This is a genomic window from Streptomyces sp. NBC_00289 (assembly GCF_041435115.1).
Classification (GTDB): Bacteria; Actinomycetota; Actinomycetes; order Streptomycetales; family Streptomycetaceae; genus Streptomyces.
Map to the genome: position 1 here is coordinate 6,235,604 of NZ_CP108046.1, position 20,999 is coordinate 6,256,602.

Annotated in this window: 23 protein-coding genes and 1 tRNA gene; 16 read left to right on the top strand and 8 right to left on the bottom strand. The window is 69.9% G+C overall.

The features are described 5' to 3' along the window. Window positions 1–168: 168 nt before the first annotated feature. Both OG985_RS28175 and OG985_RS28180 read left to right on the top strand, forming a co-directional pair. Entirely contained in the window at window positions 169–1,977 is a 1,809-nt protein-coding gene (locus tag OG985_RS28175; protein ID WP_371671135.1) for an RDD family protein, read from the top strand. 89 nt (window positions 1,978–2,066) lie between these two features. Further along, on the top strand, window positions 2,067–2,810 hold the full coding sequence (locus tag OG985_RS28180; RefSeq protein ID WP_371671136.1) for an RDD family protein: 744 nt from the start codon (window positions 2,067–2,069) through the stop codon (window positions 2,808–2,810). Between the two features lie 106 nt (window positions 2,811–2,916). Here OG985_RS28180 and OG985_RS28185 read toward each other — a convergent pair whose 3' ends face one another. After that, window positions 2,917–3,204 (bottom strand): hypothetical protein, encoded by a 288-nt coding sequence (locus OG985_RS28185; RefSeq protein ID WP_371671137.1) that lies wholly within the window; start codon window positions 3,202–3,204, stop codon window positions 2,917–2,919. 411 nt (window positions 3,205–3,615) lie between these two features. Between OG985_RS28185 and OG985_RS28190 the strand changes: the two genes are divergently transcribed. Together OG985_RS28190 and OG985_RS28195 are read left to right on the top strand one after the other, a co-directional pair. After that, on the top strand, window positions 3,616–5,952 hold the full coding sequence (locus tag OG985_RS28190; RefSeq protein WP_371671138.1) for an immune inhibitor A domain-containing protein: 2,337 nt from the start codon (window positions 3,616–3,618) through the stop codon (window positions 5,950–5,952). A gap of 121 nt (window positions 5,953–6,073) precedes the next feature. Further along, window positions 6,074–6,394: a hypothetical protein gene (locus OG985_RS28195; protein ID WP_371671139.1), complete on the top strand. Its 321-nt coding sequence runs from the start codon at window positions 6,074–6,076 to the stop codon at window positions 6,392–6,394. Window positions 6,395–6,459: 65 nt separating this feature from the next. On the opposite strand, the gene OG985_RS28200 is transcribed toward OG985_RS28195, so the two are convergent. Further along, on the bottom strand, window positions 6,460–7,044 hold the full coding sequence (locus OG985_RS28200) for a nicotinamidase (protein ID WP_371671140.1): 585 nt from the start codon (window positions 7,042–7,044) through the stop codon (window positions 6,460–6,462). Window positions 7,045–7,180: 136 nt separating this feature from the next. Beyond that, a complete protein-coding gene (locus OG985_RS28205) occupies window positions 7,181–8,527 on the bottom strand; it encodes a nicotinate phosphoribosyltransferase (protein ID WP_371671141.1) in 1,347 nt (448 codons plus the stop codon). A 121-nt stretch (window positions 8,528–8,648) separates the two neighbouring features. On the opposite strand from OG985_RS28205, the gene clpS reads away from it, so the two are divergent. From clpS to OG985_RS28240, 7 genes are all read left to right on the top strand, one after another. Beyond that, a complete protein-coding gene (gene clpS / locus OG985_RS28210; protein ID WP_371671142.1) occupies window positions 8,649–8,966 on the top strand; it encodes an ATP-dependent Clp protease adapter ClpS in 318 nt (105 codons plus the stop codon). Window positions 8,967–8,978: 12 nt separating this feature from the next. Beyond that, on the top strand, window positions 8,979–9,581 hold the full coding sequence (locus OG985_RS28215; RefSeq protein ID WP_371671143.1) for a DUF2017 domain-containing protein: 603 nt from the start codon (window positions 8,979–8,981) through the stop codon (window positions 9,579–9,581). Window positions 9,582–9,912: 331 nt separating this feature from the next. Next, window positions 9,913–11,364 carry an amino acid permease gene (locus OG985_RS28220; protein WP_371671144.1) on the top strand — a complete coding sequence of 484 codons (1,452 nt, stop codon included), beginning with the start codon at window positions 9,913–9,915 and terminating at the stop codon, window positions 11,362–11,364. 80 nt (window positions 11,365–11,444) lie between these two features. Continuing rightward, window positions 11,445–11,867 (top strand): Mov34/MPN/PAD-1 family protein, encoded by a 423-nt coding sequence (locus OG985_RS28225; protein WP_371671145.1) that lies wholly within the window; start codon window positions 11,445–11,447, stop codon window positions 11,865–11,867. 79 nt (window positions 11,868–11,946) lie between these two features. Continuing rightward, a complete protein-coding gene (locus OG985_RS28230) occupies window positions 11,947–12,042 on the top strand; it encodes a putative leader peptide (protein WP_330354505.1) in 96 nt (31 codons plus the stop codon). 121 nt (window positions 12,043–12,163) lie between these two features. Then, window positions 12,164–12,442 (top strand): MoaD/ThiS family protein, encoded by a 279-nt coding sequence (locus OG985_RS28235; RefSeq protein WP_371671146.1) that lies wholly within the window; start codon window positions 12,164–12,166, stop codon window positions 12,440–12,442. A 17-nt stretch (window positions 12,443–12,459) separates the two neighbouring features. Continuing rightward, window positions 12,460–13,410 carry a PLP-dependent cysteine synthase family protein gene (locus tag OG985_RS28240; protein WP_371671147.1) on the top strand — a complete coding sequence of 317 codons (951 nt, stop codon included), beginning with the start codon at window positions 12,460–12,462 and terminating at the stop codon, window positions 13,408–13,410. Between the two features lie 13 nt (window positions 13,411–13,423). On the opposite strand, the gene OG985_RS28245 is transcribed toward OG985_RS28240, so the two are convergent. Then, entirely contained in the window at window positions 13,424–13,924 is a 501-nt protein-coding gene (locus OG985_RS28245) for a type II toxin-antitoxin system PemK/MazF family toxin (RefSeq protein WP_371671148.1), read from the bottom strand. A gap of 215 nt (window positions 13,925–14,139) precedes the next feature. Between OG985_RS28245 and OG985_RS28250 the strand changes: the two genes are divergently transcribed. Further along, window positions 14,140–14,892: an MBL fold metallo-hydrolase gene (locus tag OG985_RS28250; RefSeq protein WP_371671149.1), complete on the top strand. Its 753-nt coding sequence runs from the start codon at window positions 14,140–14,142 to the stop codon at window positions 14,890–14,892. A gap of 64 nt (window positions 14,893–14,956) precedes the next feature. Here OG985_RS28250 and OG985_RS28255 read toward each other — a convergent pair whose 3' ends face one another. Both OG985_RS28255 and OG985_RS28260 read right to left on the bottom strand, forming a co-directional pair. Continuing rightward, entirely contained in the window at window positions 14,957–16,210 is a 1,254-nt protein-coding gene (locus tag OG985_RS28255; RefSeq protein ID WP_371671150.1) for a PTS transporter subunit EIIC, read from the bottom strand. Between the two features lie 200 nt (window positions 16,211–16,410). Next, the gene (locus tag OG985_RS28260) at window positions 16,411–17,715 is read right to left on the bottom strand and encodes a PTS transporter subunit EIIC (protein WP_371671151.1); all 1,305 of its coding nucleotides are present in this window, start codon (window positions 17,713–17,715) and stop codon (window positions 16,411–16,413) included. Between the two features lie 176 nt (window positions 17,716–17,891). Here OG985_RS28260 and OG985_RS28265 point away from each other — a divergent pair, with 176 nt between their 5' ends. The 4 genes from OG985_RS28265 (at window position 17,892) to rdgB (ending at window position 20,180) form a co-directional block, all read left to right on the top strand. Beyond that, window positions 17,892–18,125: a PTS glucose/sucrose transporter subunit IIB gene (locus OG985_RS28265; RefSeq protein ID WP_356041213.1), complete on the top strand. Its 234-nt coding sequence runs from the start codon at window positions 17,892–17,894 to the stop codon at window positions 18,123–18,125. Window positions 18,126–18,218: 93 nt separating this feature from the next. Continuing rightward, a complete protein-coding gene (rph, locus tag OG985_RS28270; RefSeq protein WP_371671152.1) occupies window positions 18,219–18,956 on the top strand; it encodes a ribonuclease PH in 738 nt (245 codons plus the stop codon). Window positions 18,957–19,141: 185 nt separating this feature from the next. Next, complete coding sequence (locus OG985_RS28275) at window positions 19,142–19,543, top strand: hypothetical protein (RefSeq protein ID WP_371671153.1); 402 nt, start codon at window positions 19,142–19,144, stop codon at window positions 19,541–19,543. Window positions 19,544–19,577: 34 nt separating this feature from the next. Further along, complete coding sequence (gene rdgB / locus OG985_RS28280) at window positions 19,578–20,180, top strand: RdgB/HAM1 family non-canonical purine NTP pyrophosphatase (RefSeq protein WP_371671154.1); 603 nt, start codon at window positions 19,578–19,580, stop codon at window positions 20,178–20,180. A gap of 58 nt (window positions 20,181–20,238) precedes the next feature. On the opposite strand, the gene OG985_RS28285 is transcribed toward rdgB, so the two are convergent. Together OG985_RS28285 and bcp are read right to left on the bottom strand one after the other, a co-directional pair. Next, a tRNA-Leu gene (locus tag OG985_RS28285) sits at window positions 20,239–20,311 on the bottom strand. 106 nt (window positions 20,312–20,417) lie between these two features. Next, window positions 20,418–20,885, bottom strand: coding sequence for a thioredoxin-dependent thiol peroxidase (bcp, locus tag OG985_RS28290; RefSeq protein ID WP_371671155.1), 468 nt, complete (start codon window positions 20,883–20,885; stop codon window positions 20,418–20,420). Window positions 20,886–20,999 lie beyond the last annotated feature (114 nt).

Sequence of the window (20,999 nt, forward strand, 5' to 3'; positions counted from 1 at the left end):
CGGAACATTTTCTCCGGCCGTGTCCCGCGGGCGCCCTGATCGTGTGAAGTACGTGTACGAGGTTGCCCGGAAAGGGGCGGGTCCGGCGGGACTGGCGGTGGGGCTTGCGCCGGTCTGATAGATGTGGAGGCCCCCATTTGACCCCCGAGCAGATACGGGACGACGGACATGAGCGCCCCAACCCCGGCCCCCGGTGACGACAGGCCCCGCGAAGGGTTTTACCCGGACCCGTCCATTCCTGGATATGTCCGGTACTGGAACGGTGCCGCGTGGGTGCCCGGCACCAGCCGTCCGGCGCCCACGGACGGCGGGTCGCTCGCACCACCGACCGGCGCACCACCGGCGCACACACACGCGCCCGCGCCCGAATCGGCTTCGGCTTCGGCTTCGGCTGAGGAGACAGGCCCGTTCTTCTTCGACGAGGACCCGGTCGCCACCTCCGCCCCCTCCGCCCCCTCCGTCCCCGACGCCCGCCACGGCAGCCGGCCCGAGCCCGCGTCCGCCTGGGGCGCCGACCGGTCCCGGCAGGCCGGCTTCGGCGGCGAGCAGGACCGCCGGGTGTCCTGGGGCTCCCCGCAGGGCCCCGACCCGCGGCTGCCGGCCGGCGACCCCGCGCGGCCCGACGACCGCGCCGCCCCCACGGACGGCCCGGCGACGGCGCCGCCCGCGGGCCCGGCGCCCTCGGACGCGGGCGGCGCCGGCGGGACGTTCGTGTTCCGCCGGCCGACGGCGGGTCAGGGCGACAGCCCGGCCGGCAGCACCGCGACACCCGGCGCCTCCGCGCCGGCGGCCACTCCGCACATCCCCGGTCCCGGCGGCCCCGCCGCCGACGAGGGCACCATGACCTTCCGTGCGCTCTCCCCGCGCGCGGGGCAGCAGCACCCGGCGCCCGGGGCGCAGACCGGCGGCACGAACCCGGCGGGCCCGTCGGCGCAGGCGGGCGGCCCCGGCGCGGGCGGTCAACCGGCGTCGGCGGACGGCGGCTTCGGCGGGCCGGTGGCGGCCCGTGGAGACGCGGCGGCCGGTGGGCCGGGAGCGCCCGGCTTCGGTGCCGGGAAGGCCGCTGCCGCCCGCGCCGCGGCGTCCCAGGCCGCCCCGGCCTCGGCGGCCCTGTCCGGACCGCAGCAGGCGGCCCCGGCCTCCGGCCCGCAGTCCGCCCCGTCGGCCCGTGCGGCATCCTCCGCTCCCGCCGCCCCGTCGGCCCATGCCGCTGCTCCAGCCCCTGTCGCCCCCTCGACACCCGCCGCTTCCTCCGCCCCCTCGGCGTCCTCCGCCCCCGGTCGGCAGGCGGCGGCGCCGGCGGTGCCCCAGCAGGCCGCCGGACCCCAGCAGGAGGCGGCTTCCGCCCCGATGGCCGCCGGTTCCGGTGGCGGTCAGCCCTCGTGGGCGCAGCAGGTGCACCGGCTGGCGGGGGCGCCCGGCGACGATCAGCCCGTCACGCCCTGGAAGCCGCCGGTCGAGGACGTGTTCCAGGCGGCCGCCCGGCGGCAGTCGGAGGCCAGGCCCGCCGGGCTCGGCAAGCGGCTCACGGCCCGGCTGATCGACACCGTCGTCCTGGCCGGCGTCACCGGGGCGGCCGCCGTACCGCTCGGCACCCGGGCGCTCGACCACGTCAACGAGAAGATCGACGCGGCCAAGCTCTCCGGCGAGACCGTCACGGTCTGGCTGCTCGACGGCACGACCTCGGTGTACCTCGGCATCGTCCTGGCCGTCCTGCTCGTCTTCGGCGTCCTCTACGAGGTGCTGCCCACGGCCAGGTGGGGCCGCACCCTCGGCAAGAAGCTGCTGGGCCTGGAGGTACGGGACATCGAGGGCCACGAGCCCCCGACCTTCGGCGGAGCCCTGCGCCGCTGGCTCGTCTACAGTGTGCCCGGCCTGCTCGTGGTGGGTGTCGTGGGTGTCCTGTGGGGCCTGTTCGACCGGCCGTGGCACCAGTGCTGGCACGACAAGGCCGCGCATACGTTCGTGGCGGGATGACCGTATACGGCACCGGAGCCGGCTGATTCGGTCCCCCGTACGGCCGCTCGCCGGATGCGGAGCCGGGGGGTTCGCGGTCGACTCGGGCCATGAGCAGCGAACCGCCTCCCGGCTCCGGTCAGCAGCCACCGGAGGACGACCCGTTCAGGAAGCAGCCCCCGCCCGGCGCACCCGGCCCGGGTTCGGGCCCGCCGTCCGACGCCCCGCACGGCAGCCGGCCCCCGCCCCACCAGGGCGGCCCCTACGGCGGCGACCCCTACGGCGGCGGTCCGGGCGGCGGCGGTCCGGGCGGTCCGGGCGGAGGTGATCCCTACGGCGGCGGCGGCCCCTACGGCGGTGGTCCCGGCGGCCCCGGCGGCCCCTACGCCTCGGACCCGTTGGCCGGGATGCCGCCGCTCGCCGACAGCGGCAAGCGCACGCTGGCCCGGATCATCGACATGATCATGGTGGGCGTCGTGGTCTGGCTGCTGACCTGGGCCTTCAACGTCCGCGAGTACGAGGTGGACAGCGACAAGTTCGAGGTCGGCAGGTCCTTCGCGCAGTCGCTGGTCGCCGCGGTCCTCTACATCGCCTACGACACGATCCTGATCAGCAGGTCGGGGCAGACGCTCGGCAAGAAGTGGCTGGGCATGCGGGTGGCCAACCTGGACAACGGCGCCACGCCCTCCGTGCAGAACACACTGGTCCGCTCAGCCGTGCTGTGGATTCCGTTCGCCTTCTGCTGCGCCTGTATCTGGACCGCGATCGCGGGCGGCTGGAGCTTCTTCGACAAGCCCTACAAGCAGGGCCTGCACGACAAGGCGGCCAAGACGGTGGTCGTCAGGACCGGCTGAGGCCGCGGCGCGGCCGGTCGTGCCGGTTCGTGCTCTGTCCTGCCGGTTCGTGCCGGGCAGACGCGGAGAGACCCGGCGCGTTCGTGTCTGGACGCGCCGGGAGGGGTCAGGAAGCGGCGCGCTCGTGCACGGGCTCGGACGCCACCGAGGCGACCGAGGCCACGACGGGTGCCGGCGCCTCCCGCAGGGCGGCGACGGGCCGCGGTCCCCGGACGGCGCTCTGCCTCGGCAGCGGAACCGTCATGGCGACCAGGAGCCCGAGGGCGAGTCCCGCGATGGCGATGACCGCGATCCCCACACCCGAACTCGTCTGCGACAGCAGCAGCATGGCGAGCGTCGAGAAGATCACGGTGAACGAACCGTAGGCGAGCTGTGCGGCAGTCGGACGAGGCATGGCAATCGTGTCCTCGGAAGTGGGGGTCCACGGGGGGCGTCGGCCTGGCTTTCCGCCGATAACTGGGCGTTCCGCCGACCGACTCTAATCGGCTGCATGCCCGAGTGGAACGAACGGTAAGCGTGACCTAACCAACAGTGCCGGTGCACAGGGGGCGCACGGAGTCATGACGTCCATCAAGTGGACGGCGTCGCGCGCCTGTTCCGTTACAGTCTCGTGTCCGCAATGCGAACACCACCTCCTAATAATGCACTTGTTCTGTCCAAGTCAAGGTCTGTCTTTTCTCGTAAACCAGTAGTCAAATGTCGTCACTTGACTACACGCGTATACCGCGCGCGGACCTTAGATGATCAGGACCCCCTTGATCAGGATCCCCCTCCGCGTAGACGGGCGCGTTAGGGGAGGCATCAAGTGACGGGTAGATCCTGGACGTTCAGAACGGCAGCGACGGTCGTCGCCCTTGCGGCGGCCTCGGCCACGTTCTCTGCGTTCGCCGTGGCACAGGCCGCGGACGGCGGGTCCGCGGCGAGCGCCACGGTGGACCGGCATGATCCGCAGCCGGTCAAGACGAAGAAGCACGACCTCGACGGGCCCCTGACGAAGACTCAGGACGCGCAGCACCAGGAAGCGCTGGACCAGGTCATATCGGGCGCCGCGTCCGTCAAGGACCGCAACGGCTCGAAGGTCGTCAAGCTCAAGGGCAAGGACAAGTACGTCGAGCTGGGCCGCGAGAAGACCGACAAGATCTTCACGATCCTGGTCGAGTTCGGCGACCAGGTCGACAGCCGCTACGGCGGCACGGCGGGCCCGGCGCACAACACGATCGCCGCGCCGGACCGCAAGAAGGACAACAGCACGGCCTGGCAGGCGGACTACAACCAGGCGCACTTCCAGGACCTGTACTTCGGCACCGGCAAGAAGACCGAGTCGCTGAAGAAGTACTACGAGAAGCAGTCCTCGGGCCGCTACTCGGTCGAGGGCGAAGTGACCGACTGGGTCAAGGTCCCCTACAACGAGGCCCGCTACGGCTCCAACAAGGCCTCCACCGGCGCCTGGTACGCGGTCCAGGACGGCGTGAACGCCTGGGTCGCCGAGCGCGAGGCGGCCGGCGACACCGCCGCCGAGATCAAGACGGAACTGGCCGAGTTCGACCAGTGGGACCGTTACGACTACGACGGCGACGGCAACTTCAACGAGCCCGACGGCTACATCGACCACTTCCAGATCGTGCACGCCGGCGAGGACGAGTCCGCGGGCGGCGGCGCCCAGGGCGAGGACGCGATCTGGGCCCACCGCTGGTACGCCTTCGGCACCGACGCCGGCGCCACCGGCCCGGACACCAACAAGCTCGGCGGCACCCAGATCGGCGACACCGGCGTCTGGGTCGGCGACTACACCATCCAGCCGGAGAACGGCGGCCTGGGCGTCTTCGCCCACGAGTACGGCCACGACCTCGGCCTGCCCGACGAGTACGACACGGCCGGCGGCGAGAACTCCACCGGTTTCTGGACCCTGATGTCGTCCGGCTCCTGGCTCGGTACCGGCAAGCAGTCCATCGGCGACCTGCCCGGTGACATGAACGCCTGGGACAAGCTCCAGCTCGGCTGGCTCGACTACGACGTCGCCAAGGCGGGCGTGAAGTCCGCCCACAGGCTGGGCGTGGCGGAGTACAACACCAAGAACGCCCAGGCCCTCGTGGTCCAGTTGCCGGAGAAGGAGGTCACCACCCAGGTGGTCGCCCCGGCGCAGGGCGCCTCGCAGTGGTGGAGCGGCAGCGGCAACGACCTGCGCAACTCCCTGTCCCGCTCGGTCGACCTGACCGGCAAGACCAGCGCGAGCCTCACGCTCGACGCCTGGTGGGACATCGAGCAGGACTACGACTACCTCTACACCGAGGTCTCCACCGACGGCGCCAACTGGACGCCCGTCGACGGAACCCTGGCCGACGGCACCGCCATCCCGCGCGACGGCAGCGACAAGCCCGCCCTCACCGGCACGGTGGCCGCCTACCAGAAGCTGACGTTCCCGCTCGACGCCTACGCGGGCAAGAAGGTCGACCTGCGCTTCCGCTACGCCACCGACGGGGGCGTGGCCCAGAAGGGCTTCGCGGCCGACGAGATCACGGTGACCGCCGACGGCGCCACCGTCTTCGCCGACAACGCCGAGTCCGCTGACGCGGCCTGGACGGCGGACGGCTTCTCGCTCATCGGCGCGTCCATCACGGACGACTACGCCCAGTACTACATCGCCGAGAACCGCCAGTACGTCTCGTACGACAAGGTGTTGAAGGTCGGCCCGTACAACTACGGCTTCTCGACGACCCGTCCGGACTGGGTGGAGCACTACGCCTACCAGAACGGTCTGCTGATCTGGAAGTGGGACACCTCCCAGGCGGACGACAACACCAGCGCCCACGCGGGTGAGGGTCTGATCCTTCCCATCGACTCGCACCCGACCCCGCTGAAGTGGGCCGACGGCACCCTGATGCGCAACCGCATCCAGGCCTTCGACTCCACCTTCAGCTGGTACCCGACGGACGCGATCACGCTGCACAAGGCGGATGTCGCGACCAAGATCAAGGCGCGTGCGGGTGTCCCGGTCTTCGATGACGCCAAGTCGTCGTACTACGACGCGTCGAACCCGTACGCGGGCGTCAAGATCACTGACACCAACACCCGGATCAAGATTGTCAAGGAGCCGCTGAGCGGCTCGACGATCACGCTCCAGGTCGGACCCTCCGCGAAGTAGCCACTGTTTTCGCAGGTCAGAAGCGTATCGGCGGTGACCCCCTGGCGGGTTGCCGCCGATCGTGTTTAGGTGCGTCCTGTGGCTCTCTTATTGACACCGACTCGCACGGGGGTGTGACCGCATGGCCGCAGGAGGTTTCTGCAAGCTGCCGACCGGCAGCGTCGTGGTGGCGCTGAACCTGCCCAGTCCGGCGCCCGGCGGCGAAACCGGGGTGCGGGTGCTGGTGCACGCGGCCAACCGGGCCCGCGCGCTGACCAGGCTGCGCAATCTGGGGCTGCGCGCGATCTACCTGCGGGGCAACGCGGCCCCGCCGACGCCGGACGAGATATCCGCGGTGCTGTACCACCCGGACGGTCTCGTGTGGCGGGAGATCACCGCCTGCGAACCGACCGCCTGGCGGGCCTTCACCACCCTGGCCGGGGTGCGCCTGGCGACCCACTGACGTCCCGGTCGACCGGGGCGGGCCGCGCCGCGCCCCGGTCGAACCGGGCCGGTCCGGGAAGAAGGTCAGACGACCGGCTTCCCGGAGAGCTCGACCCCGGCCTCCCGCAGCTCATCCAGGGCCCGGCCGGTGGTGTCCTCGGCCACTCCGGCGGTGAGGTCGAGCAGGACCTGCGTGCGGAAACCCTCCCGCACCGAGTCCAGCGCGGTGGCCCGCACGCAGTGGTCGGTCGCGATGCCCACGACGTCCACCTCGTCGACGTCCCGGGCCCGCAGCCAGTCGCCGAGCGAGACCCCGTTCTCGTCGTGCCCCTCGAAGCCGCTGTACGCCGCGGCGTACGCCCCCTTGTCGAAGACGGCGTCGATCGCGCCGGAGGCGACGGCCGGGGCGAAGTTCGGGTGGAAGCCCACCCCCTCGGTGCCGGCCACGCAGTGCGCGGGCCAGGAGTGGACGAAGTCGGGGTTGTCGGCGAAGTGGCCGCCGGGGGCGATGTGGTGGTCGCGGGTCGCCACCACGTGCCGATAGCCGGCGGGCGCCTGCCCGATCAGCTCGGTGATGGCGGCGGCCACGTCGGCGCCCCCGGTCACCGCGAGGCTGCCCCCCTCGCAGAAGTCGTTCTGCACGTCAACGACGATCAAGGCGCGGCGCATGGGCGGTGTCCTTCGACTATGGGGTCGGGAGCGGAAGGGGTGCGGGCCCGGCCGATGAGCCTCCGAGCCTATTGACTTCGACGGCGGCGGGGGAGGGGGTGCGTGCTTTCCCTCACCGCGGTCGACCGGACAGGTGCTAGCTACCCGAGCGCCCGTGCACGTACTCCGTCGGGATGACGGGTTCGCCGCGGGAGAGCTGGGTCGCCGACAGCGGCAGGTTGCCGCGGGCGGCCGTGTGCCGCTCGCGGGGCACGTCGAGCGGTTCGCGCGCGACGACCTCGCCGCCCTTGACGAGCTCGACCAGCAACTGGCGGTCGGCGAGTTCGGCCGGTACCGGCCCGGTGCCGACGACCTCCGCCTCCGCCACCCCGTGCGCGTCCAGACGACGCGCGGCCCACTTGCGGCCGCCGACGGACGTCTTGCCGCCGGTGGACTTCTTCGCCACCGACACCAGCGGTGCCTTCGGGTCGGCCGTCTCCGCGCGCGCGACCAGCTTGTAGACCATCGACGCCGTCGGGTGGCCGGAGCCGGTCACCAGCTGGGTGCCGACGCCGTACGCGTCCACGGGCGCCGCGGCCAGCGAGGCGATCGCGTACTCGTCGAGGTCCGAGGTCACGATGATCTTCGTGCCGGTCGCGCCCAGCTCGTCCAGCTGCTGCCGCACCCGGTGCGCGACGAGCAGCAGGTCGCCGGAGTCGATGCGGACCGCGCCCAGCTCGGGCCCGGCGACCTCGACGGCCGCCCGGACGGCCTCGGTGACGTCGTACGTGTCCACGAGGAGGGTGGTGCCCCGGCCCAGCGAGTTCACCTGCGCCTGGAAGGCGTCCCGCTCGTGGTCGTGCAGCAGGGTGAAGGCGTGCGCGCTCGTCCCGACCGTCGGGATGCCGTAACGGAAACCGGCCGCGAGGTCGGAGGTGGTGGTGAAGCCGCCGACGTACGCGGCCCGCGCGGCGGCGACCGCGGCCAGCTCGTGCGTGCGCCGGGCGCCCATCTCGATCAGCGGGCGGCCGCCGGCGGCGGCGGACATGCGGGAGGCCGCGGCGGCGATCGCCGAGTCGTGGTTGAGGATGGACAGGATCACGGTCTCCAGGAGCACGCACTCCGCGAAGGTGCCCTCCACTCGCAGGATCGGCGAGCCGGGGAAGTACACCTCGCCCTCGGGGTAGCCCCAGACGTCACCGCCGAAGCGGTAGGAGGCGAGCCACTCGAGGGTCTGCTCGTCGACGATCTGCCGCTCGCGCAGGAAGCCGAGGACGCCCGCGTCGAAACGGAAGTTCTCCACGGCGTCCAGCACCCGGCCGGTCCCCGCGACGACGCCGTAGCGGCGCCCGTCCGGCAGTCGCCGGGTGAAGGCCTCGAACACGCTGCGCCGCTCGGCGGTGCCCGCCTTGAGAGCGGCCTGCAGCATGGTGAGCTCGTACTGGTCCGTGAAGAGTGCCGTCGAGGGAACGTCCACCGGCAGGCCAAGGTCCGCTGTGTTCATGACCACGGATACTACCCCCATTTCGTCACTCTGACGATTTGGTCCGCCGGGCGGGTGCGGGAACCCGTTCGCGGGACAGTTCACGAGCCCGTTTGTGCGACCACCCCCCTGCGGTGGCAGCATGGGCTCTGTGACGTCACCCGCTCCCCTTGAGATCGAACGCACCGAGTCGGCGGAGGAGGTCTTCGCCGTACCCGAGCCGGACGTCCCCTGGGTCACGATCGTGCACAACGACCCGGTCAACCTCATGAGCTACGTGACGTACGTCTTCCAGACGTACTTCGGCTACACGAAGGACAAGGCCACCAAGCTCATGATGGACGTCCACCACAAGGGCCGCGCGGTCGTCTCCAGCGGCAGCCGCGAAGAGATGGAACGCGATGTGCAGGCCATGCACGGCTACGGTCTGTGGGCCACCCTCCAGCAGGACCGGAAGTAGCGATATCCCCTGATGCCAGGACACTTCGAACCGCTCCCCGGCGGCGGCGCGGCCGTCGCCCTCGACGACGTCGAGATCTCCATCATCCGCTCGCTGGCCGTCCAGCTCCTGGAGCTCATCGGCCCCGGCCCCGCCGAGGAGACCCCCGAGGACCCGCTCGCCGAGCTGTTCGCCGAGGGTCCGAGCGAACCGCCCGCCGACCCGGTGCTGCGCCGCCTCTTCCCCGACGCCTACGGCGACCCGGAGGCGACCCCGGGACCTCAGGCTGCCGAGGAGCAGCGGGCGCATTCGTCCGAGTTCCGCCGCTACACCGAGAATGACCTGCGGGCCGGCAAGCGGGAGAGCGCCCTCGCGGTGATCCGCTCCCTCGACGTCCTGATGTCCGCCGGTGACGGCGGGGCGGTCCTGAAGCTGGCGCCGGAGGAGTCGAAGCAGTGGCTCGGCGCCCTCAACGACCTGCGGCTGGCCATCGGTTCCCGGCTGGACATCAGCGACGAGGACGACACCGACCTCCTCTACCGGCTCCCGGACGAGGACCCGCGCAAGCCGATGGTGATGGCCTACCTGTGGCTGGGCGGCCTTCAGGAGTCGCTCGTCGCGACGCTTATGCCCTGACTCCTCCCGTTGTCGACACCGTGGAGCGTTCGCTCAGCGGACGCTCAAATCCGGATAACGATCGGGTCACCGGTGCGGCCGTTTATGCGGGCGCGGGATCGGTTTGTCCGCTTCTCCCTGTGGCGTGCGCCACACGCCAAGCCGGTGATCACCGCTGCGCCCGTGATAGATCTTCACGACCGCCCGGCCGACACCACCCATGTCCGGCCGGGTGCGCCACCGAGCCGGCAACCGCCGGCCAGGCACGAAGCTCCACCTATCCGGGGGGATCGGAACCCGATCCGACGCCATGGGACTGGCGCGGACCGGCATGGAGAAAGGCGCACCAGACATGACCTCATCGCAGGTCGGTAAGGCACACGACGGCAGTGAGGCCGTGAGCGGCGACGCCCCAGAAGAGGGGTACGAGCGAGGGCTCGGAAGCCGCCAGGTCCAGATGATCGCGATCGGCGGCGCCATCGGCGTCGGCCTGTTCCTCAACGCCGGGGCCAACATCGCCAAGGCGGGCCCCAGCCTCATCCTGATGTACGCCCTCGCGGGCGTGATCATCTTCTTCATCATGCGGGCGCTCGGCGAACTGCTGCTCTACCGCCCGGTCTCGGGCTCCTTCGCGGAGTACTCCCGAGAGTTCCTCGGCCCGTTCTTCGGCTACTTCACCGCCTGGACGTACTGGCTGATGTGGGTGGTCACCGGCATGGCGGAGCTGACCGCCGCCGCCATCTACATCAACTACTGGTTCCCCTCGGTCCCCCAATGGGTGTCGGCCCTGGTGTTCCTGATCGTCCTCTTCGTGGCCAACCTGATCTCGGTGAAGGTGTTCGGCGAGATCGAGTTCTGGGCCTCGATGGTCAAGGTCACCGCCCTCATCGGCATGATCGTCATCGGTCTGGGCGTCCTCACCTTCGGCTTCAGCTCCGCCGGTGACACGGCCGCCGTCGCCAACCTCTGGCAGTTCGACGGCTTCTTCCCCAAGGGCATCGGCTCGTCCCTGATGACCCTTCAGGGCGTCATGTTCGCCTACCTCGCCGTCGAACTGGTCGGCGTCACGGCCGGCGAGTCCGAGAACCCCGAGAAGACGCTCCCGAAGGCGATCAACACCCTCCCGTGGCGCATCGCCCTCTTCTACGTCGGCGCCCTCACGGTCATCCTCTGCGTCGTGAAGTGGACGGAGTTCGCCCCCGGCGTCAGCCCCTTCGTCGCGGCCTTCGCGAAGATCGGCATCCCGGCCGGCGCGGCCATCGTCAACTTCGTCGTCCTCACCGCCGCCCTGTCCTCCTGCAACTCGGGCATGTACTCCACCGGCCGGATGCTGCGCAACCTCGCGGACAACGGCGAGGCGCCGCGCGGCTTCAGCAAGCTGTCGGCCACCAAGACCCCGGCCCTCGGCATCACGGTCTCCGTCGCCTTCATGGGCATCGGCGTCGTCCTGAACTACGTCGTCCCGGAGAAGGCCTTCGGCTACGTCACCTCGGTGGCCACCGCGGCCGGCATCTGGACCTGGCTGATGATCCTGATCAGCCACGTCCTGTACCGCCGCGCGGTCGAGGCCGGCCGCCTGCCCGCCTCGTCCTTCCCCGCCCCGGGCGGCGCGGTGTGCTCGTACGTCGCCATCGCCTTCCTCCTCTTCGTCACCGGCCTGATCGCCTACGACGCCGACTCCCGGGTCTGTCTCTACGTGATGGCAGGCTGGGCCGCCGCCCTCGGTATCGGCTGGGCGGTCCTCAAGAGCCGCAACCCCCGGATCGCCGAGCGCCGCGAACCGGAACTGGAGAACGTCGGCTGATCCACCCGGGACATCCGGCATCCGGGCAGCCCCGTACCACCCACCGGTACGGGGCTGCGCCTCTGTTTATCCTGACCAGCATGCTGACCATCACCCAGGCCCTGTTCGACCAGATCGTCGCCCACGCGCGCGAGGACCACCCCGACGAGGCGTGCGGCGTGGTCGCGGGCCCGGAGGGCACGGACCGCCCCGAGCGCTTCATCCCCATGCTGAACGCCGCCCGCTCGCCCACGTTCTACGAGTTCGACTCCCAGGACCTCCTCAAGCTGTACCGCGAGATGGACGACCGCGACGAGGAACCGGTGATCGTCTACCACTCGCACACGGCGACCGAGGCCCACCCCTCCCGCACCGACATCTCCTACGCCAACGAGCCCGGCGCCCACTACGTCCTCGTCTCCACCGCGGACACCGACGACGCCGGCCCGTTCCAGTTCCGCTCGTTCCGGATCGTGGAGGGAGAGGTCACGGAGGAGGAGGTCAGGGTGGTGGAAACATACTGATCTCGTACCTCGGATGAAATGTGTCCGAAGAGTGAGATCACATTCCGGGGGCCGGACCGGGAATCGATACGATGAGCCCATGGTTCTCCACGACGTGAGCGAGAAGACGCCGGGCACGCTGCTCGTGGCGCGGCTGCACGTCGACCTGTGCAGGCTCGCCAGCGCCATCTGTTGACGCCGGCCCCGCCGCCGTACGGCCCGTGAGCCGCGGCGACCGCCCACCCCGCGTACGACCACGCGCCCGTGCCGTTGCCGCGCGCCCACCGACCAGACACCACCGACAGGAGCCCTGAGCCATGGCCATCGAGGTCCGCATCCCGACCATCCTCCGCCAGTACACCGACGGCAAGAAGGCGGTGGAGGGCACCGGAGAGACCCTCGCCGATCTCTTCACCGACCTCGAGAGCCGGCACACGGGCATCCAGGCCCGCATCGTGGACGGCGGCGAACTGCGCCGCTTCGTCAACGTCTACCTCAACGACGAGGACGTCCGCTTCCTCGACGGCATCAGCACCAAGCTCGCCGACGGCGACAACGTGACGATCCTGCCGGCCGTGGCCGGCGGCATGGCCTGATCGGCCGTCGCGCCCTCATGCGTTACGACTCCCCGCTGGCCGCGGTCGGCAACACCCCCCTGGTGCGCCTGCCGCGGCTCTCGCCGTCCGCCGACGTCCGGATCTGGGCCAAGCTCGAGGACCGCAACCCGACCGGCTCGGTCAAGGACCGCCCGGCCCTGCACATGATCGAACAGGCGGAGAAGGACGGCCGCCTGACCCCCGGCTGCACGATCCTGGAACCGACCTCCGGCAACACCGGCATCTCCCTGGCCATGGCGGCCAAGCTCAAGGGCTACCGCATGGTCTGCGTGATGCCCGAGAACACCTCGCAGGAACGCCGTGACCTGCTCGGCATGTGGGGCGCCGAGATCATCTCGTCCCCCGCCGCGGGCGGCTCCAACACCGCCGTACGCGTCGCCAAGGAGATCGCCGCCGAACATCCCGACTGGGTGATGCTCTACCAGTACGGCAACCCGGACAACGCCGGCGCCCACTACGCCACCACCGGTCCGGAGATCCTCGCCGACCTGCCGTCGATCACCCACTTCGTCGCGGGTCTCGGCACCACCGGCACCCTCATGGGCGTCGGCCGCTTCCTGCGCGAGAACAAACCGGACGTCAGGATCGTCGCCGCCGAGCCGCGCTACGACGACCTGGTCTACGGCCTGCGCAACCTCGACGAGGGCTTCGTACCGGAGCTGTACGACGCCTCTGTCCTGACCACCCGCTTCTCCGTCGGCTCCGCGGACGCGGTCACCCGCACCCGCGAGCTGCTCCAGCAGGAGGGCATCTTCGCCGGTGTCTCCACCGGAGCCGCCCTGCACGCGGCGATCGGCGTCGGCAACAAGGCCGTCAAGGCGGGCGAGAGCGCGGACATCGCGTTCGTCGTGGCCGACGGCGGCTGGAAGTACCTCTCCACGGGCGTCTACACGGCGGCCACCACGGAAGAGGCCATCGCGGCAGTACAGGGACAGCTCTGGGCGTGAGCCAGAGCCCGGCTCAGCGGGCGAGGTGACGGACCTGGTCCCACAGGACCGGGTCCACCACTCCCACCCGGCGCCGGAAGTCCCGCACCGGGACCTCGCGCAGCTCGTCCGTCTCCAGGAAACTGGCGCGGCCCTCGGCGTCCCCCACGGCACCCGGCGGCAACGGGATCACCCCGGGCCGCTCGCCGTGGTACTTGCTGGTGATCTTCGCGACGGTCACCCGCCGCCCGCGCACCGCGAGGACCAGACACGGCCGGTCCTTGGCCCGCGCCGCGCCCGTCACCCCTCCGCGCGCGGCGCCTCTCGACCCCCGGCCGTCCTCGAAGGGCACGTTCGCCCACCAGATCTCCGCCGCCCGCGGCGCACCCGCCCGTCCGCGCGGCCCCTCGGGGCGCCCCGGCGGCCTGCTCCTGCGACCGCCCGGCCGGTGCCCCCGACCCCAGCCGTCGACTAGCGTGGCAACCAGGGCGAGCAGCACCACCGCCACGAGCGCGAGCCACCAGGACGTGTCCATGCGGATGACGTTACCGGCGCGCGATCCCCATCGCGCGCCCTCTCTCACACCTCATGCACTCCTCTTCCAGCCGAACCGGTGACAGCACAGGTGAGTTCGCACACAACAGCCCTTGGTGGAGGAGCGACCCAAGGTTTTGCGCCTTACGCTCGACGGACCGCACGACCCCCGTCTCCTTTCCAGAAAAGTTCCCCGCCCGCGGAGGTTTCCGCTTTATGAAGCTCACCGTCGTCGGCTGCTCGGGGTCGTTCCCGTCCGCGGAATCGGCCTGCTCGAGCTACCTCCTCGAGGCCGACGGCTTCCGGCTGCTTCTCGACATGGGCAACGGTGCCCTGGGCGAGTTGCAGCGCCACTGCGGTCTCTACGACCTCGACGCGATCTTCCTCAGCCATCTGCACGCCGACCACTGCATCGACATGTGCGCCTACTTCGTCGCGCGCTACTACCGGCACGACGGAGGCCGCTGCGACCCGATCCCCGTCTACGGCCCCGAGGGCACGGAACACCGGCTGACCACGGCCTACGCCGACACCCCCACCGCCTCCTCCATGAGCGAGGTCTTCGACTTCCACACGGTCAAGCCGTCCACCTTCGAGATCGGCCCGTTCACGGTGCACACGGAGCGGGTGGCCCATCCCGTGGAGGCGTACGGCATCCGCGTCGAGCACGGTGGGAAGACCCTGACCTACTCCGGCGACACGGGCGTCAGCGCCGCGCTGGACGACCTCGCCCGCGACAGCGACCTGTTCCTGTGCGAGGCGGCGTTCACGCACGGCAAGGAGAGCATCCCCGACCTGCACCTCAACGGCCGCGAGGCGGGAGAGACGGCGGCCCGGGCAGGAGCCCGCCGGCTGGTCCTCACCCACATCCCCCCGTGGACCGACCCGCGGGTCAACCTCGCCGACGCGCGCGCGGTCTTCGACGGCCCGGTGGAACTGGCGACGCCGAGGGTGTCGTACGAGATCTAGGCGCTACGACGTGAAAGGCCCCCGGAGCCGTACGACTCCGGGGGCCTTCGTCATGCCGTGGGGCTCACGCCTTGGTGAGGTCCTCCAGCTCCTCCTCGGGCTCGCGGCCCGGGGTGGGGAGGTTGAACCTGATGATGGCGAAGCGGAAGACGGTGTAGTAAATCGCGGCGAAGGCCAGGCCGATGGGGATGATGAGCCATGGCTTTGTGGCCAGGTTCCAGTTGAGGGCGTAGTCGATGAAGCCGGCGGAGAAGTTGAAGCCCGCGTGGACTCCCAGCCCCCAGGTGACCGCCATGGAGACAGCGGTCAGCACGGCGTGGATCACGTAGAGGAGCGGGGCGATGAACATGAACGAGAACTCGATCGGCTCGGTCACGCCGGTCACGAACGACGTCAGGGCGAGCGAGATCATCATGCCCAGCACGGCCTTGCGGCGCTCCGGGCGAGCCGTGTGCGCCATGGCCAGCGCGGCGGCCGGCAGGCCGAACATCATGATCGGGAAGAAGCCGGACATGAACATCCCGGCAGTCGGGTCACCGGCGAGGAAGCGGCTGTAGTCGCCGTGGACGACCTGGCCGGCGGCGTCGGTGAAGTCACCGAGCTGGAACCAGGCCACCGTGTTCACGAACTGGTGCATACCGACGGGGATCAGCGCACGGTTGATGAGACCGAAGAGAGCGGCGCCGAAGGAACCCAGACCGGTCATCCACTCGCCGAAGTTTCCGATGCCCTCGCCGATGGGTTCCCAGACCAGCCCGAAGAAGACACCGACGACGATGCCGACGAACGCCATGATGATCGGAACGAGTCGGCGGCCGTTGAAGAACCCGAGCCAGTCGACCAACTTCGTACGGTGGAACCTCTGCCAGAGGACCGCGGAGAGCAGACCCATGAGGATGCCGCCGAGGACACCGGGGTTGTTGTAAGTCGCGACCAGGTCCGCGCCCTTGGTGACTTGGGCCTCGGTCACGGGGAATGCCTCGAGGACCTTGCTGTAGACCAGGAAGCCCACCAGCGCGGCGAGGGCGGTCGAGCCGTCGGCCTTCTTGGCGAAGCCGATGGCGACACCGATGCAGAAGAGCATCGGGAGGTTGCCGGTGATCGCGCCGCCTGCCTTGTCGAAGACCAAGGCGACTTTGTCCCAGCCGAGGCCGTCGGCCCCGAAGACGTCTGGCTGGCCGAGCCTGACTATAAGACCCGCCGCCGGCAGCACGGCGATCGGGAGCTGCAGGCTTCGGCCGACCTTCTGCAGGCCCTGGAGCAGGCCGGATCCCCGCTTCTTCGCGGGTGCCGCCGGTGTCGCGGTGGCGGAGCTCATACTTCCTCCATCGGGTGGTGGTCTACACCACTCAGTGGTGTAGACCATGTTGTAGCACGGTGAAGGCGATATAAGGAACCCGCGAATTCTGCAACCGGAGCACTACGCTCCGTGCCGGTCCGCAGACGCCCGCGAGCCTGCGAACAGGCATGACAAAGGCCCCCGAACCGATGGTCCGAGGGCCCAACTTCCCGCTGACGTCAGACCTTTGTGACGTCCTCCACCTCGTCCGCGGGCTCACGCCCCGGCGTCTTCAGATCGAACTTCGTGATCGCGAAGCGGAAGACCGCGTAGTAGACGACGGCGAAGCACAGCCCGATCGGAATCATCGCCCACGGTTTCGTCGCCAGATTCCAGTTGATGACGTAGTCAATCAGACCCGCCGAGAAGCTGAAACCGTCGTGCACACCCAGCCCCCACGTCACGGCCATCGACACACCCGTCAACACCGCGTGCACCACGTACAACAGCGGTGCGACGAACAGGAACGAGTACTCGATCGGCTCGGTGATGCCCGTGACGAACGAGGTCAGCGCCACCGACGTCATCAGGCCCCCGATCTCCTTGCGCCGGTCGGGCCGGGCGCAGTGCGTGATGGCGAGGGCGGCAGCGGGCAGCGCGAACATCATGATCGGGAAGAAGCCCGACGTGAACTGCCCCGCGTTCGGGTCGCCCGCCAGGAACATGTTGATGTCACCGTGCACCACCGTGCCGTCCGGCTTGGTGTAACTGCCGAACTGGAACCAGATGGGCACGTTCAGGAACTGGTGCAGCCCGATCACCAGCAACGCGCGGTTCGCCAGACCGAACACGCCCGAACCCCACGCGCCCGCGTCGCTCAGCCAGTCACTGAAGCTCTCCAGCCCGTCGCCGATGGGCGGCCAGATCCACAGACACACGGCCGCGAACGCGATCGCCACGAACGCCATGATGATCGGCACCAGCCGGCGGCCGTTGAAGAACCCGAGCCAGTCGACCAGCTTCGTACGGTGGAAACGGGCCCAGAGGAACGCGGCGAGCAGACCCATGACGATGCCGCCGAAGACGCCCGGATTCTGGTAGGTGAAGACGGTCACCGTGCCGTCGGTCAACTGGCAGCCCGTCCCGACGGGCTTCGACCCCTCCGCGCAGTCCTCGGGGAACTGCCGCAGCACGTTGAAGTAGACGAGGAAGCCGGCCACCGCCGCGAGGGCCGTCGAACCGTCCGCCTTCTTCGCCATGCCGATGGCGACACCGACGCAGAACAACAGGGGCAGACCGAGACTGCTGTCGAGCAGCGCGCCGCCCGCGCCCACCATCACCTTCGAGACGTCCGACCACCCCAGCCCGTCGTCCCCGAACACATCCGGCTGACCGAGACGGGTGAGGATGCCGGCGGCCGGCAGCACGGCGATGGGGAGCTGAAGACTGCGCCCCATCTTCTGCAGCCCCTGGAACACCTTGTGCCAGCGGGCCCGCCCGGGGCTCACGCCACCGTCGGCGGTGGCGGCGCTGTCGGCGCTCATCGAACTCCTCCCGGCGGGGCCCGCGTTTGGCTACCGTCCACCAGGTGGTGTAGACCAGTCGGCGCACGGTTTTCTGTCGTGCACGCCATCCTTCGGCACCCACGACAGGACCGCTCGCGAAGATGGGCCAACTGTGGGTTACTGCGAAAAAGCGGTTCGGATCAGGGAGACAGAGCATGGCCACCAAGGCTGAGAAGATCGTTGCCGGGCTCGGCGGCATCGACAACATCGAAGAGGTCGAGGGCTGCATCACCCGCCTCCGGACCGAGGTCGTGGACGCGAGCAAGGTCGACGACGCCGCGCTCAAGGCCGCCGGCGCACACGGCGTCGTCAAGATGGGCACCGCCATCCAGGTCGTCATCGGCACCGACGCCGACCCGATCGCCGCGGAGATCGAGGACATGATGTGAGCCACGCGCCCCCCGGGGCCGCCCGCTCACCCCGAAGGGGCTCCTCCCACCGCGGGAGGAGCCCCTTCCGCATCTACCACTAGGCTCGTCGCCATGTCTCGAATCGACGGCCGCACCGCCGAACAACTCCGCCCGATCACCATCGAACGCGGCTGGAGCAAGCACGCCGAGGGCTCCGTCCTCGTCTCCTTCGGCGACACCAGGGTCTTCTGCACCGCCTCCGTGACCGAAGGCGTCCCGCGCTGGCGCAAGGGCAGCGGCGAAGGCTGGGTCACCGCCGAGTACTCCATGCTCCCGCGTGCCACCAACACCCGCGGCGACCGCGAATCCGTCCGCGGCAAGATCGGCGGCCGCACCCACGAGATCAGCCGCCTCATCGGCCGCTCCCTCCGCGCCGTCATCGACTACAAGGCGCTCGGCGAGAACACCATCGTCCTCGACTGCGACGTCCTCCAGGCCGACGGCGGCACCCGCACCGCGGCCATCACCGGCGCGTACGTCGCCCTCGCCGACGCCGTCGCCTGGGCCCAGGGCAGGAAGCTCATCAAGGCCGGCCGCCAGCCCCTCACCGGCACGGTCAGCGCGGTGTCGGTCGGCATCGTCGGCGGAGTCCCGCTCCTCGACCTCTGCTACGAGGAGGACGTGCGCGCCGACACCGACATGAACGTCGTCTGCACCGGCGACGGCCGCTTCGTCGAGGTCCAGGGCACCGCCGAAGCCGAACCCTTCGCCCGCGAGGAACTCAATTCCCTCCTCGACCTGGCCGTCGCCGGCTGCACCGACCTGGCCGCCGTCCAGCGCGCGGCACTCGAGACGACCGTCGAGAAGTAGCGGTTCCCGCGCAGCAGTGCTTCTCGAAAAGTCCCACCGAGTAAAGGACGCACCAAGAAGGGCGGCCGTACGGGGCAACCCGGCCGCCCACCCCCGCGTCCCTACGAATACGGGCGCACGGCACACCACCGTGCGCCCGGCCGGCAACGGGGGCCGTTGGGCCTGCCCAGGGGAGGAACACAGTCATGTCCGCGAGTCGCCGTCGAGGCCGCCGCTCCGCCATCGCCGCCGCCCTGGCGGCCGTCGCGCTCACCACCGGTCTCACCACCGGCTGCGACGCCGTCAACAAGGCCCTGGACTGCGTCCAGACCGCAGACGTCATCGCCGACAGCGTCACCGACCTCCAGCAGGCCGTGGAGAACGCCTCCAACGACCCGACACAGCTCGACCAGTCGCTCAACTCCATCGAGAAGAACCTCGACAAGATAGGCGACAAGACGGACAACGCCGACGTCAACAAGGCCGTCGACGGCCTCGGCAAGGCGGTCGACAACGTCCGTACGTCCATCAAGAACGGCGACGAGACCCCCGATCTCAGCCCCGTCACCGACGCGGCCGGCGAACTGACGAAGGTCTGCACCCCGTAACCGGCCGCCCGGGCGACTGGCGATACTGGACCCCATGACCCGCCTGATCCTCGCCACCCGCAACGCCGGAAAGATCACCGAACTCAGGTCGATCCTCGCCGACGCAGGCCTGCCCCACGACCTCGTCGGCGCGGACGCCTACCCCGAGATCCCCGACGTCAGGGAAACGGGCGTCACCTTCGCCGAGAACGCCCTGCTGAAGGCCCACGCGCTGGCCCGGGCGACCGGACTGCCCGCCGTCGCCGACGACTCCGGCCTCTGCGTCGACGTCCTGAACGGCGCCCCCGGCATCTTCTCCGCCCGCTGGGCCGGCCGCCACGGCGACGACAAGGCCAACCTCGACCTGCTCCTCGCCCAGCTCTCCGACATCGACGACGAACACCGCGCCGCCCACTTCGCCTGCGCGGCGGCCCTCGCCCTGCCGGACGGCACGGAACGGGTGGTCGAGGGCCGCATGCCCGGCGTACTGCGCCACACCCCCACCGGCACGAACGGCTTCGGATACGACCCGATCCTCCAGCCGGACGGCGAGTCCCGCACCTGCGCCGAACTGACCCCGGCGGAGAAGAACGCGATCAGCCACCGGGGGAAGGCGTTCCGGGGGTTGGTGCCGGTGGTGCGGGAGTTGGTGAGCTGAGATCGCGAAAAAGCCTCGCACCTCTGAATCCAAGGTGCGAGGCTTCCTGTTTCTTCGGTACGCCCGGTCGGATTCGAACCGACAGACACAACCACCTAAAGATTGCCGCTCAGCCGTTGGCGTACGGGCGCCTGCGGGCTCATGCTACCCGCCGAGGCTCGCTCATGGTCGAGGGGTATTCGGACCCTCCGGCCACCAGACGGTGGTGACGGCGCGGCGGTTGGGGCGAGTGGGTGCTCAGATCCCCAGGTCCTTGATGATCTTCGCTACGTGGCCCGTCGCCCGGACGTTGTACAGGGCCCGGTCGACCTTGCCCTCCTCGTCCACGACGACCGTGGAGCGGATGACGCCCATGTACGTCTTGCCGTAGTTCTTCTTCTCGCCGTAGGCGCCGTAGGCCTCGGTGGCGGTCTTGTCGGGGTCCGCGAGGAGCGTGATCCTCAGGGACTCCTTCTCGCGGAACTTGGCGAGCTTCTCGGGCTGGTCGGGCGAGATGCCGATGACGTCGTAGCCCGCGCCGGCCAGCAGTTCCAGGTTGTCCGTGAAGTCGCAGGCCTGCTTCGTGCAGCCGGGGGTCAGAGCCGCGGGGTAGAAGTAGACGATGACCTTGCGGCCCTTGTGGTCGGCCAGCGAGACCTCGTTGCCGTCGGCGTCGGGCAGGGTGAAGGCGGGGGCCGTGTCCCCGGGCTGGAGTCGCTCCGTCATCGGTCCTGGTCTCCTTGTGCGAGCAAAAGCAAAAGAACGGGTGCCGAGTCCGAGCCTAACCGGGGGTCCTGACAGTGCGGCCCGGCCCTGAGCTGACAGACTGTCCGCACCAAG

Excerpts from the sequence above, each read along its gene's own strand:
- OG985_RS28175 (WP_371671135.1), top strand. The coding sequence starts at position 169 with ATGAGCGCCCCAACCCCGGCCCCCGGTGACGACAGGCCCCGCGAAGGG.
- OG985_RS28180 (WP_371671136.1), top strand. The coding sequence starts at position 2,067 with ATGAGCAGCGAACCGCCTCCCGGCTCCGGTCAGCAGCCACCGGAGGAC.
- OG985_RS28185 (WP_371671137.1), bottom strand. The coding sequence starts at position 3,204 with ATGCCTCGTCCGACTGCCGCACAGCTCGCCTACGGTTCGTTCACCGTG.
- OG985_RS28195 (WP_371671139.1), top strand. The coding sequence starts at position 6,074 with ATGGCCGCAGGAGGTTTCTGCAAGCTGCCGACCGGCAGCGTCGTGGTG.
- OG985_RS28200 (WP_371671140.1), bottom strand. The coding sequence starts at position 7,044 with ATGCGCCGCGCCTTGATCGTCGTTGACGTGCAGAACGACTTCTGCGAG.
- OG985_RS28205 (WP_371671141.1), bottom strand. The coding sequence starts at position 8,527 with ATGAACACAGCGGACCTTGGCCTGCCGGTGGACGTTCCCTCGACGGCA.
- clpS (WP_371671142.1), top strand. The coding sequence starts at position 8,649 with ATGGGCTCTGTGACGTCACCCGCTCCCCTTGAGATCGAACGCACCGAG.
- OG985_RS28215 (WP_371671143.1), top strand. The coding sequence starts at position 8,979 with ATGCCAGGACACTTCGAACCGCTCCCCGGCGGCGGCGCGGCCGTCGCC.
- OG985_RS28220 (WP_371671144.1), top strand. The coding sequence starts at position 9,913 with ATGACCTCATCGCAGGTCGGTAAGGCACACGACGGCAGTGAGGCCGTG.
- OG985_RS28225 (WP_371671145.1), top strand. The coding sequence starts at position 11,445 with ATGCTGACCATCACCCAGGCCCTGTTCGACCAGATCGTCGCCCACGCG.
- OG985_RS28230 (WP_330354505.1), top strand. The coding sequence starts at position 11,947 with ATGGTTCTCCACGACGTGAGCGAGAAGACGCCGGGCACGCTGCTCGTG.
- OG985_RS28235 (WP_371671146.1), top strand. The coding sequence starts at position 12,164 with ATGGCCATCGAGGTCCGCATCCCGACCATCCTCCGCCAGTACACCGAC.
- OG985_RS28240 (WP_371671147.1), top strand. The coding sequence starts at position 12,460 with ATGCGTTACGACTCCCCGCTGGCCGCGGTCGGCAACACCCCCCTGGTG.
- OG985_RS28245 (WP_371671148.1), bottom strand. The coding sequence starts at position 13,924 with ATGGACACGTCCTGGTGGCTCGCGCTCGTGGCGGTGGTGCTGCTCGCC.
- OG985_RS28250 (WP_371671149.1), top strand. The coding sequence starts at position 14,140 with ATGAAGCTCACCGTCGTCGGCTGCTCGGGGTCGTTCCCGTCCGCGGAA.
- OG985_RS28255 (WP_371671150.1), bottom strand. The coding sequence starts at position 16,210 with ATGAGCTCCGCCACCGCGACACCGGCGGCACCCGCGAAGAAGCGGGGA.
- OG985_RS28260 (WP_371671151.1), bottom strand. The coding sequence starts at position 17,715 with ATGAGCGCCGACAGCGCCGCCACCGCCGACGGTGGCGTGAGCCCCGGG.
- OG985_RS28265 (WP_356041213.1), top strand. The coding sequence starts at position 17,892 with ATGGCCACCAAGGCTGAGAAGATCGTTGCCGGGCTCGGCGGCATCGAC.
- rph (WP_371671152.1), top strand. The coding sequence starts at position 18,219 with ATGTCTCGAATCGACGGCCGCACCGCCGAACAACTCCGCCCGATCACC.
- OG985_RS28275 (WP_371671153.1), top strand. The coding sequence starts at position 19,142 with ATGTCCGCGAGTCGCCGTCGAGGCCGCCGCTCCGCCATCGCCGCCGCC.
- rdgB (WP_371671154.1), top strand. The coding sequence starts at position 19,578 with ATGACCCGCCTGATCCTCGCCACCCGCAACGCCGGAAAGATCACCGAA.
- bcp (WP_371671155.1), bottom strand. The coding sequence starts at position 20,885 with ATGACGGAGCGACTCCAGCCCGGGGACACGGCCCCCGCCTTCACCCTG.